Annotated in this window: 6 protein-coding genes; 5 read left to right on the forward strand and 1 reads right to left on the reverse strand. The window is 44.4% G+C overall.

Annotated elements, in window-relative coordinates; genetic code table 11:
• Nucleotides 1-84: 84 nt before the first annotated feature.
• Nucleotides 85-5,529, forward strand: a complete 5,445-nt coding sequence (locus tag JGK20_RS21405; protein WP_293232063.1) for an ATP-binding sensor histidine kinase — start codon at nucleotides 85-87, stop codon at nucleotides 5,527-5,529.
• A 180-nt stretch (nucleotides 5,530-5,709) separates the two neighbouring features.
• Here JGK20_RS21405 and JGK20_RS21410 read toward each other — a convergent pair whose 3' ends face one another.
• The gene (locus JGK20_RS21410) at nucleotides 5,710-5,928 is read right to left on the reverse strand and encodes a hypothetical protein (RefSeq protein WP_293179744.1); all 219 of its coding nucleotides are present in this window, start codon (nucleotides 5,926-5,928) and stop codon (nucleotides 5,710-5,712) included.
• A 412-nt stretch (nucleotides 5,929-6,340) separates the two neighbouring features.
• On the opposite strand from JGK20_RS21410, the gene JGK20_RS21415 reads away from it, so the two are divergent.
• From JGK20_RS21415 to JGK20_RS21430, 4 genes are all read left to right on the forward strand, one after another.
• Complete coding sequence (locus tag JGK20_RS21415) at nucleotides 6,341-9,100, forward strand: hybrid sensor histidine kinase/response regulator (protein ID WP_293179747.1); 2,760 nt, start codon at nucleotides 6,341-6,343, stop codon at nucleotides 9,098-9,100.
• A gap of 12 nt (nucleotides 9,101-9,112) precedes the next feature.
• Entirely contained in the window at nucleotides 9,113-10,474 is a 1,362-nt protein-coding gene (locus tag JGK20_RS21420; protein WP_293179750.1) for a response regulator, read from the forward strand.
• Between the two features lie 20 nt (nucleotides 10,475-10,494).
• The gene (locus JGK20_RS21425; protein WP_293179753.1) at nucleotides 10,495-10,719 is read left to right on the forward strand and encodes a hypothetical protein; all 225 of its coding nucleotides are present in this window, start codon (nucleotides 10,495-10,497) and stop codon (nucleotides 10,717-10,719) included.
• 34 nt (nucleotides 10,720-10,753) lie between these two features.
• Nucleotides 10,754-12,190: calcium-binding protein (locus JGK20_RS21430; RefSeq protein WP_293232065.1), on the forward strand; the 1,437-nt coding region annotated here is incomplete at its 3' end.

A 12,190-nucleotide genomic window follows, 5' to 3' on the forward strand; every position in this document is an offset into this window, starting at 1 on the left:
TTTACTTAACAATCATGGAAGTTGGAACTCTATTCCCTTCTGTTAAGCTACAAATAGCCTACGGATGAGGCAGATAATCAAAGTATGACAACTGAAAATTTTACATTCACAGGTTATGAAATTGTCGATCGCATTTACTCAGGCACTCGCACCCTAGTTTATCGAGGTTTCCGTACTAGCGACAAACAGCCAGTCGCCATCAAAGTCTTGTGCAGCAAGTATCCCAGCTTTAGCGAACTCGTGCAATTTCGCAATCAGTATACGATCGCCAAAAACCTCAATTTACCCGGAATCATCGAAACCTACAGCTTAAAAGCTTACCAAAACAGCTATGCGCTGGTAATGGAAGACTTCGGGGGAATCTCTCTGAAGGAATGGAGGGAACAAGCGGAAACTGCGCCGAATTTGAGGGATTTTCTGCAAATGGCGATCGACATCAGCAGTACATTAGATATACTCTGCCGCCACCGCATCATTCACAAAGACATTAAACCCGCCAATATTTTAATTAATCCAGAAACAAAACAACTCAAACTAATTGACTTTAGCATCGCATCTTTGCTGCCCAGGGAAACTCAAACCCTGATGAATCCTAACGTGCTGGAAGGGACACTCGGCTATTTGTCTCCCGAACAAACTGGAAGGATGAATCGCGGCATTGACTATCGCACTGATTTTTACTCTTTGGGCGTGACTTTTTACGAATTGCTGGCGGGAGAATTGCCGTTTCAATCCCACGATGTGATGGAATTGGTGCACTGTCATATTGCCAAGCAACCGCCATCGCTGCATGAAATTAAGCCGGAAATCCCGCAGGTACTCTCGGAGATTGTCAGCAAATTGATGGCCAAAAATGCTGAAAACCGCTATCAGAGCGCCTTAGGACTAAAATTTGATTTAGAATTGTGCTTGAGTCAACTAGAAGAAAGTGGTCAAATTGGAAGTTTTGCCATAGCCCAGAGGGATTTGTGCGATCGCTTTATCATACCAGAGAAGCTCTACGGGAGAGAAACCGAAGTAAAAACCCTACTCGAAGCCTTTGATCGCGTTGCATCCCCCCGAACCTCGGGGGGACAGAGGGGGGTCGAAATGATGTTAGTAGCTGGTTTTTCCGGGATTGGGAAAACAGTTGTAGTTAACGAAGTCCACAAACCAATTGTGCGGCAGCGGGGTTATTTCATCAAAGGGAAATTCGACCAATTTAACCGCAATATTCCATTTTCAGCATTTGTCCAAGCCTTGCGGGATTTGATGGGACAATTGCTATCAGAATCAGACGCTCAATTGCAAACGTGGACAGCTAAAATTCTCTCAGAAGTTGGAGACAACGGACAAGTTTTAATTGAGGTAATTCCCGAACTGGAACTGATTATTGGTGAGCAACCCGCAGCAACAGAACTATCAGGCAGTGCAGCACAAAATCGATTTAACTTATTATTCCAAAAATTTATTGGAGTTTTTACCACCGCAGAGCATCCGCTGGTGGTGTTTTTGGATGATTTGCAGTGGTCAGATTCGGCTTCACTTCAGTTGATCAAACTATTGATGAGTGACAATAGCTATTTACTGATGTTGGGAGCCTATCGAGACAATGAAGTTTCACCCATCCACCCATTTATATTGACCGTAGAAGAAATCAGAAAAGCGAACGCGATCGTTAACACAATTACTCTGGCACCGTTGGCGTTTAATGACACCAATCATCTGGTTGCCGATACATTGAATTGTTCGAGGGAACTGGCTCAACCGCTGACGGAGTTAATCGATCGCAAAACGAAAGGTAATCCCTTTTTTGCGACACAGTTTCTTAAAGCTCTGTATGAAGAGGGCTGCATCATGTTCGATCGCGATCACCGTTATTGGGAATGTGATATTGCCCAAGTGAATGCGCTGGCGCTTACTGATGATGTTGTTGAGTTTATGGCAGTGCAATTGCAGAAATTGCCCTTGGAGACACAACAGGTACTCAAATTAGCGGCTTGTGTGGGTAATCAGTTTGATTTGGGGACGTTGGCGGTCGTCTCTGAGCAGTCTCAAACCGATGCCGCAACTGCATTGTGGAAAGCATTGCAAGAGGGCTTAATTCTACCGACGAGCCAAGTCTATAAGTTCTTTCAAGGTACAGAACAGTCAGCTTATCCGGAGTCTGTCAATCCAACGTATCGATTTTTGCACGATCGCATCCAACAAGCCGCCTATTCTCTGATTCCCGATGACCAAAAACAACAGACACACTGGAAAATTGGTCACTTACTGTTAAAGAATCTGTCTCCGCAGGAACAAGTTGAACAGATTTTTGAGATCGTTAATCAACTGAATTTAGGGAGAACGACGATCTCCAATCCAGTCCAGAAATACCAACTGGCTAAGTTAAATCTGCAAGCTGGACAAAAGGCAAAAGTTTCAGCCGCCTATCAAGCGGCTCAGAATTATTGTGAAATTGGCATTGATTTATTAGCCGCTGAGTCTTGGCAGGTAGACTATGAATTAGCCTACGCCCTACATCGAGATGCCTCAGAAGCCGCTTATCTCTGTGGTAATTTCGACCAAGCAGAAACACTCTATGCGGTCACCCTGACCCAAGCCCAAACACCCCTAGACAAAGCGGTGATTTATCGGGTGCAGATGACTCAATACCAACTTCAGGGTCGCAATAAAGAAGCGATCGCCATTCAACGCCAAAGCCTCCAACTGCTGGGCTGGGGAATGCCCATAGAACCAGAAAGCATCCAAGCCAGCCTCGATGAACAAATTGCTGCGGTCAATCAATTCTTAGAACAGCAAGCAATTGAATCGATTCTTGGTTTGCCAAAGATGACGAATGACACCATTGCAGAAATGTTGAGGATATTACAAATTCTGTTCTATGCAGCATGGCTGGATGGTCAATCTACGTTGGCGCTACTTGCACTAGCTAAGATGACAACTTTGTCGTTACAGCACGGCAACAGCGATATGTCTCCCTTTGGCTATGTGGGTTACGGTCTAATCGCTAATGCCTTACTCAAAGATGCTGCCCAAGCTTATCAATTTGGTAATGTAGTGATACGACTTTGTGAACAATTTGATAATACTGATGTGCGGGGGATGACCAATTTCCTGTTTGCTGCCGATGTGCATAGTTGGAGTCGTCCCCTGCAAGCAGCCGATACCTACTATGACAATGCTTTTAAGTGTGGGATGGATGCTGGGAACTGGCTGACCGTAGGCTTCACGATCATCCAAAGTGGCTCCGATCGGTTGACCTATGGCAAAAACTTGAATGACCTGTATGCGATCGCCCAAACCCATACAGAGTTTCTTCGTCAGATTAAAAGTTTAGAGAATCTCGATGCCCTCACCGTTGGTGTGCTGCAACCCATTCGTCATCTTCTGGGGTTAACAACCACCCCCTTGAGCTTTGATGATGAAGGGTTCAGTGAAGCAGAGTATTTGCAAAAATATCACGACGCGCCCTATCATTTGGCATGGTTTTATTCGGTCAAAATTCGTCATGCTTTCCTGTTCAATCAACAAGCTACCTATCCAAAATTAATTCCTCAACTCCACATCATTGAGGAAACTGTTCCCAGCCATGCCAAAGTGCCGTCCAGTGTCTTTTATGTCATACTCATGCACTTGGCACTGATTGAGATTGCTGACGATGCTGCTGAGCGTCAGTCCCATTGGCAAGCCATCTTACCTCTGGAAGAACGGTTAACCCGTTGGCAGCAAGATTGTCCAGAAAATATTGAGCATAAGTGCCTTTTGATCCAAGCAGAAAAAGCCCGGCTCAACGGGCAAAAATCAGAAGCAATCGATTTGTATGACCAATCTATTGCCCAAGCTCAGACTCACGAGTATGGCTATGAAGCAGCCCTCGCCAACGAACTTGCTGCCAAGTTTTATCTAGACTGGGGTAAAGAAAAAATTGCCCAGGATTATTTGGCAAATGCCTACTACGGTTATGCACGCTGGGGTGCAAAAGCCAAAATTGATGACTTAGAACAACGCTATCCCGAACTTCTTGCTCCCATATTTCAGACCAAACAAAACCGTTCTGCAATCAGCGAAATTCGGCTACAAACCATCAATCAATCCTCAGTTTTACATCAAACCTTCCAAACAACTCAATCTAGCAGCAGTAGTATTTCCGAAGCTCTCGATTTCGACACTATTTTTAAAGCCTCCCAAGCTCTATCGAGTGAAATTGAATTAGAAAAATTGCAGGCGGCACTAATGTCTGTGTTGCTCGAAAATGCCGGGGCTACAAAAGCAGTTCTGCTGTTGGTTAAGCAGGGGAATCTCGCAGTCGAAGCTGTCGCCTCTATCAAGGAAAATGTCATCTCAATGTCTGTGCCGCTGTCAGCTAGTGCAGAGGTTCCTGCTGCTGCGGTTAACTACGTCAAGCGCACTTTGAAAACTGTTGTTTTGGATAATGCAGCAGCACAAAACGATTTTATGGCAGAGCCGTATTTGATGGAGCAAAAACCCAAAAGTCTTCTTTGCGCGCCGATTTTGCATCAAGGTAAATTAATTGGGTTGCTGTATCTAGAAAATAACTTGACTATTGGGGCATTTACTGGCGATCGCACTCAAGTCATCCAAATGTTGTGCGCCCAAGCAGCGATTTCGCTCGAAAATGCCCGCTTGTACCAACAATCTCAAGCTTATGCCCAAAAATTAGAACGATCGCTCTTTGACTTGCAGCAAGCCCAGTTACAGCTCGTACAGAGCGAAAAAATGTCCGCCTTGGGCAATCTCGTCGCCGGAGTCGCCCACGAAATCAACAATCCTGTCGGCTTTATTAACGGCAATATTGACGAAGCAACGACTACCATCAAAGATGTGATTAACCACTTGAGATTATATCAAGAAAAGCTGCCAAATCCCGGCAAAGAAATCGAACAAGATGCTGAGGATATTGATTTGGAGTATGCCTTAGCAGATTTGCCCAAGATGCTGTCGTCGATGAAAGTAGGGTGCGATCGCATTCGCGGCATCAGCACGAGCCTCCGCACCTTCTCCAGGGCTGACAAAGACTACAAAGTTCCCTTTAATATTCATGAAGGCATTGACAGTACGCTCTTAATTCTCAAACACCGACTGAAAGCTAACGAACACCGTCCGGCGATCGAAGTTGTCACCGATTACGGAAATCTGCCTCAAATCGAATGTTTTCCCGGTCAACTGAACCAAGTTTTTATGAATTTGCTCAGCAATGCGATCGATGCCCTAGATGAATCAAATTATGGACGAAGTTTTGCGGCAATTGAAAACAATCCAAATCGGATTACTATTCGCACAATGGTAGAAGGTGAATCTGTGAAAATTGCGATCGCCGATAACGGCAAGGGAATGTCGTCCGAGGTAAAAGAGCGGATTTTCGACCATTTATTTACCACAAAAGCTGTGGGGCAAGGCACGGGATTGGGATTGGCGATCGCCCGTCAAATTATTGTCGAAAAACATGGCGGTAATATCACAGTTAATTCTACTCCAGGACAAAGTACAGAATTTATCATTACCCTTCCCATTTATGCGGGATAATATTTTTGACAAGTTGATGCCTAGAATGTTAAACATCAAGTAAATTACAGCATTTTTCAGGTATGTTCGGGACATACCAGAGGTAGGGACACGGCAATGCCGTGTCCCTACAGGCTATTGAATGTACTTCAGAAACCAGCAATCTACTGCAGATCGCGGATCGAAATGCGTCCTGAAATGTCAAGTCAAAAACCCAGTTTTCCATCGCGTCTGCGTAATTCCCGATCGTTTACAATACCAGCAACCGCAAGTTAAAATATCGATCGAGTTGGGATCTATATAAATTGTTCGGGCGAGGCGATCGAAGATATCGAAGTCGCCGGGGAACTTCAGGATGCAAATGCGACGGCTTTTAGCCGAGAAGTTATCCGCCTTGCTGAAGCTTGCGAACTCAAACAACTGCGGCTCTTCATTACTTGTTATGCTAAAAGTGTCCGTGAAGTTGGCTGAAACCCTTTCTGGTCAATAAGTCTATTCGTTATGGCTATCATTTGAGGTGCTGACTTTCGCGACCATCCACTAGAATCGTTGATTTTACAGGCAATTTATGATGTTTAATTAATAAATTAGCATAAAAGGTAATGAAGAGCCACAACTGCGAACATTTATCCAAAACTACCTCGCTTAATAGAAGCCGAAACCCATGCCATGCCAAACCCAACCGTTTATCTCGATCGTGGATGACAACGCTACTAACTTGTCTGTGTTTTCTGGTGCTTTGAAAACTGCTGGCTATCAAGAACGAAATACCAAATTTTAGAGTATCCTTGAAAAAAATCAAATTAGTAATCCTAGCAACTTGTAAGCGATCGTGACACTCAAAAAGTTAAATTACATTTTTTCTCAAACTTCCAGGCAAGTTTCCCTGCGAACAGTCTTAATTGTGCCTTTTGTACTGCAAATATTTGCTGCTGTAGGATTGGTTAGCTATCTGTCCTTGCGTAACGGGCAGAAAGCTGTTAATGATGTAGCGGCTCAACTGCGAAGCGAAGTTAGCGATCGAGTCAAAATGTATCTGGACAATTATCTAGAGAAACCTTTTCTGATTAACAGGCTGAATGCAGATGCGATTGCTCGCAGGGAATTGAGTTTCGATTTGAAGAAACAGAATCCAAAAGCCGATCGATTACTTTGGCAACAAATGCAGTTTTTTGATTATGTAAGCTGGATTTCTTTGTGTTCGGCGCAAGGAGATTTATTTGGAATTGAGCGGAGGGCTAAAGATAATTCACTGCAATTTTATATGAGTAACAGTAATACAGGCTTTTACCCTTATTTTTCCAAAATAGATGCTCGGGGAAATCGCACGGAAAATCTAGAAAAAAGTACCACAAAATTTAATCCTTATATCCGACCTTGGTTCATTAATGACGAACGGAAAAGAAAGCAGGCTTGGAGTGAAATTTATCCTGAATTTATTAGCCTCCAACCGCAGATAACTGCTATATCGCCTGTTTATAATGATAGCAGAAAAATTCAATATTTTATTGGTACTACTTTTTCGTTAAAAGCTATTAGTCAATTTCTAAATAATCTCAAAATCGGTCGGTCAGGGCAGGTTTTTATTATCGAAAAATCTGGATTTTTAGTAGCAAGTTCAACCAAACAGCAGCTATTTACATTAGAAAATCAAAAGGATGCAAAACCCCAACGCCTTAAAGCATTAGACAGTAAGGATAAGTTAATTAGCGCAACTGCTCAAAGTTTAACCAAAAAATTTGACAATTTGAGTAATATAAAACAGGAACAACAACTAGAATTCACCATCTCTGGTCAGCTACAATTTATTCAAGTTATGCCCTTCCAAGATGATTTTGGACTTGATTGGTTAGTAATTGTAGTAGTTCCAGAAGCAGATTTCATGGAGCAAATTAACTCCAATACTCAGACAACTATACTGTTGTGCATGGCAGCATTAATAGTAGCAACTGGGGTCTGTTTTGTCACTGCTCGATGGGTGACACAACCAATTCGCCGCCTCAATCAAGCATCTAAAGCTATTGCCCGAGGAGATTTAAGTCAGGCTGTAGATTTAGATCGCGCTGATGAATTAGGAGAATTAGCTATCTCATTCAATCAGATGGCAGGACAACTCAAAACCTCTTTCAATGAACTCGAACACCGAGTAGAAGAAAGAACAGCAGAATTAGTAATAGCTAAAGAAAAAGCCGACGTAGCCAATCAGGCAAAAAGCACATTTATTGCCAACATGAGCCACGAATTGCGCTCTCCCCTCAACGCCATTCTAGGCTTTTCTCAAATCATGACTCGCTCTCAAACTCTGCCTCCCGAACATCAAGAAAGTGTCGGCATCATCTCTCGCAGTGGCGAACACCTGCTCACCCTAATTAACAACGTCCTCGATCTGTCTAAAATCGAAGCAGGCAAAACCACTCTCAACCAAAAAAACTTCGACTTGCATCGGCTACTTGAGGACATACACGATATGTTTGAAATGAAGGCAGAAGAGAAAGGTTTGCAGTTACTCATGGAATCAGCACCCCATCTACCTCGCTACGTCCGTACCGATGACGTGAAATTGCGTCAAGTGCTGATTAACATCATTAACAACGCCATCAAATTTACTCAAGAAGGAGGTATTTCCGTCAGAGTAACCGTTAAAGAAACTGCCGACAAAACCCACACCATACATTTTGAAATCGAAGATTCAGGAGCCGGGATTGGGCCTGAAGAAATTGGGAATTTGTTTGAAGCTTTCACGCAAACAGAAACCGGAAAACAAGCTCAAGAAGGTACGGGTTTGGGCTTGCCTATCAGCAGCCAATTCGTGCGTCTCATGGGGGGAGATATTACAGTAAAAAGTGTAGTAGAACAAGGCACGAATTTCCTGTTTGATATTCAACTTACTGAGGTAGAAGCCAGCGATATTGTCGCCCAGCAACCGACTCGGCGCATCATAGCTCTAGAGCCAAATCAACCGCGATATCGGATTCTGATTGTGGACGACAAACCGACAAACCGTCAGTTATTAATTAAACTGCTATCTCCCTTGGGATTTGAACTTCAGGAAGCCTGTAACGGACAAGAAGCAGTGGCTATTTGGCAGGAGTGGGAGCCACATTTAATTTGGATGGATATGCGGATGCCTGTGATCGATGGTTACACGGCGACTAAAACAATTAAATCTTACACTAAAGGTCAAGCAACGGCAATTATTGCTTTAACTGCTAGCGTATTAGAAGAAGAGAGAGCCGTGGTACTAGCGGCGGGTTGCGATGATTTCTTGAGAAAACCGTTTCGAGAGCAAGAAATATTTATTGCCATGAATAAGCAGATAGGAGTGAAATATGTTTATGAAGATTTAAGTCATGAAAATGAGAAAATAAAAACTCCCAAAGTAATTTTAAATGTAGAGACGCTGGCAGAAATTCCCAGGGATATATTAGCTCAACTACAAGAGGCAGTGATGTTTTCAGATGAGGAGTTGATGGCTGAGTTGGTGCAACAAATAGCTAATCGCGATCGGTTTTTAGCTGAGGAACTCGGGAAGAGTTTGCATAACTTTGAATATGAGAAGATTTTGAACTTAATTGCGGCTGCTATATCCTAAAAGGAGTAAAATATGAACGAGAGTAAAGGTCAAATTTTTATTATTGATGATACACCCGCCAATTTACATCTGCTTGTCAATCTTCTCAAGGAAAAGGGCTACCTGACGCGAGCATTTCCCAGCGGCAAGTTAGCTTTAGCAGTTATTGAACAATCATCTCCTAGTTTGATTTTGCTGGATATTCAAATGCCACAAATGGATGGCTACGAAGTTTGTCAACATCTCAAAGCTAACGAATCAACTGCCGATATTCCGGTGATTTTCATCAGTGCTTTGGATGAAATGATGGATAAGGTGAAAGCTTTTAGTGTAGGTGGAGTGGACTACATCACGAAACCATTTCAAGCAGAGGAAGTTTTAGCTCGGATTTCTACTCATTTAGAACTCAGTCGCTTACAAAAACTATTGAAACAGGAAAATTCTCTACAAGCTCAACAACTAGCCGAACAGAATCGCCAACTCCAGTCGATGAATCAGGCATTAGAGCAAGCTAATCAAGAATTGAAACAACAATACGATCGACTTCACTCTGCTCAATTACAATTGGTACAAAGCGAAAAAATGTCAGCTTTGGGTAACTTGGTGGCTGGGGTTGCCCACGAAATTAACAATCCGGTTGGCTTTATTAGCGGCAACATTCAACACGCTTTAGACTACATCAAAGATTTGTTTGGCTTGCTCGATTTAGTCAAGCAAGAATCTGGTAGTTTCAGCGAGGCAATTCAAGAAGAAATAGCAGCGATCGATCTTGAATACATCCGCGAAGATTTACCGAAGTTAATTGATTCAATGCGAGAAGGAGCGCACCGGATTAAAGACATTAGCACGAGCTTGCGGACATTTTCTCGTGCCGATAGCGAGCTCCCCATTCCTTTCAACCTTCATGAAGGTATTGATAGCACTATTTTAATTTTAAAACATCGCCTCAAAGCGTCGGAAAATCGCCCGGAAATAGCAGTTGTTAAAAAATACGGTAAAATTCCTATGGTAGAATGCTATGCCGGACAGTTAAACCAGGTATTTATGAATATTTTGGCAAATGCGATCGAGGCTCTGGATGAATCAAATTTCGGACGCAGTTATGCCGATATTCAACTGGCTCCCAATCGAATTGTCATTACTACCTCTTTAGAAGATAAGAGCGTCAAAATTACGATCGCCGATAACGGCAAGGGAATGTCGTCCGAGGTAAAAAATCGCATCTTCGACCACCTGTTTACCACTAAGGGAGTGGGTAAAGGGACGGGGTTGGGATTGGCGATCGCCCGTCAAATCGTGGTCGAGACCCACGGCGGTACAATTGAGGTGAATTCCTATCTGGGAAAGGGGACTGAATTTGCGATCGTGTTACCTGTTAGCCAAGAAAGTCATTAGTCATTGGTCATTGGTCAGAAGTGCGATCGTCCCCCCCGAGCGAACATTCGTCATTCTTGACGATCGCGATTTTAAGCTCTTCTGCTTTGCGATTGGACTTTAAGTGCGAACGATCGAACCTATTTGCCACCACTCCAGACACTGGCAAAATTTCCGGCACTCCTGCGCCAGATTGCCAAAATCTCAACTATGCTAACGTAGGCGAGCAGCAATCCCTTGTCACGAAGGCGATTGACATACTTTAAACAATTTATTTTATTGAGGAGCGGTGTATCCCCTATGGCAAACCTGATCGGCATGGACAGCAACGACTTTATTCTAGGTACTCCGCAGGGCGATCGAATTCGCGGCTTAGATGGCGATGACACACTGCTGGGCGCGAATGGAGATGATACCGTAGAGGGCGACGCAGGCAACGATCAGCTTCTCGGAGGCGATGGAGGAGATTCGCTGCTTGGGGGTGAAGGAAATGACGAGCTCATTGGCAACCAAGGCCGCGATTTTCTTTCCGGTGGCAATGGGGACGACTCGATTCGCGGCGGTTTGGGTAACGATACTCTCGATGGCAACGACGGGTTAGACAGCTTGTTGGGAGATGCAGGGGACGACTTGGTTCGTGGTAACGGAGGCAATGATGTGATTGCCGGGGGTACTGGCAACGATACCCTCAGAGGGAATGACGGCGACGATTCCGTGTTCGGAAATAGTGATGATGACTATCTCTACGGGGATTTTGGGAACGATTCTCTCAACGGCGGTAGCGGGCGAGATCAACTGTTTGGCCTTGATGGCAACGACTATTTGGCCGGCAGTGACGGTGACGATACTTTGTATGGCAATGCTGGCAGAGATTCGCTCTTGGGAGAATCCGGCAACGACCAACTATTCGGCGGCAAGGCTGACGATACACTTTCTGGTGGCAGCGGTTTGGATACCATTCGCGGCGATCAAGGTGACGACTGCCTCATGGGAGATGAAGGTAATGATTTCCTATTTGGTGGCAAAGGTAATGATGTTCTCGACGGCGGTTTTGGCGATGATTCTTTGGCCGGAGGTCTGGGCGACGATACAATTTTGGGTAGTTTTGGCAATGACAATTTATTTGGGGCAGAGGGTAATGATTCTCTGGTTGGAGGTGAGGGTTCCGATACTCTAACTGGCGGTAGCGGCAGTGATATTTTTGGATTGGGAGCCGGCCCGGGAAGTTTGGTTTTAATTACTGATTACAATGAGGCTGAGGATTTCTTTGGGCTGCCGAGCAGTTTATCTTTCAGTCAATTGCAAGTTCGCCAAGGTAATGGTGCCAATCTCAGAGATACGGTAATTACGATCGACGGGAAGCTGTTAGCAATTTTGGTCAACACTCCGTCGGCGCTGATCGATGCCACTGATTTTATCAGTGTGAGTGGGACGTTTTCCCCCAGGCCGACGACTACGACGACTACGACTACGACTACTACGACTACTACGGGAACGGAAACGACTCCAACGCCGACGATTACGACTCCAACTCCGACGATTACGACTCCAACTCCGACGATTACGACTCCAACTCCGACGACTACGACTCCAACTCCGACGACTACGACTCCAACTCCGACGACTACGACTCCAACGCCGACGACTACGACTCCAACTCCGACGACTACGACTCCAACTCCGACGACTACGACTCCAACTCCGACGACTACGACTCCAACTCCGACGACTACGACT

Origin of the sequence: Microcoleus sp. PH2017_05_CCC_O_A, from assembly GCF_020738785.1 — a bacterium.
Classification (GTDB): domain Bacteria; phylum Cyanobacteriota; class Cyanobacteriia; order Cyanobacteriales; family Microcoleaceae; genus Microcoleus.

Coding starts and splice junctions, on each gene's coding strand:
- JGK20_RS21405 (WP_293232063.1), top strand. CDS start 85: ATGACAACTGAAAATTTTACATTCACAGGTTATGAAATTGTCGATCGC.
- JGK20_RS21420 (WP_293179750.1), top strand. CDS start 9,113: ATGAACGAGAGTAAAGGTCAAATTTTTATTATTGATGATACACCCGCC.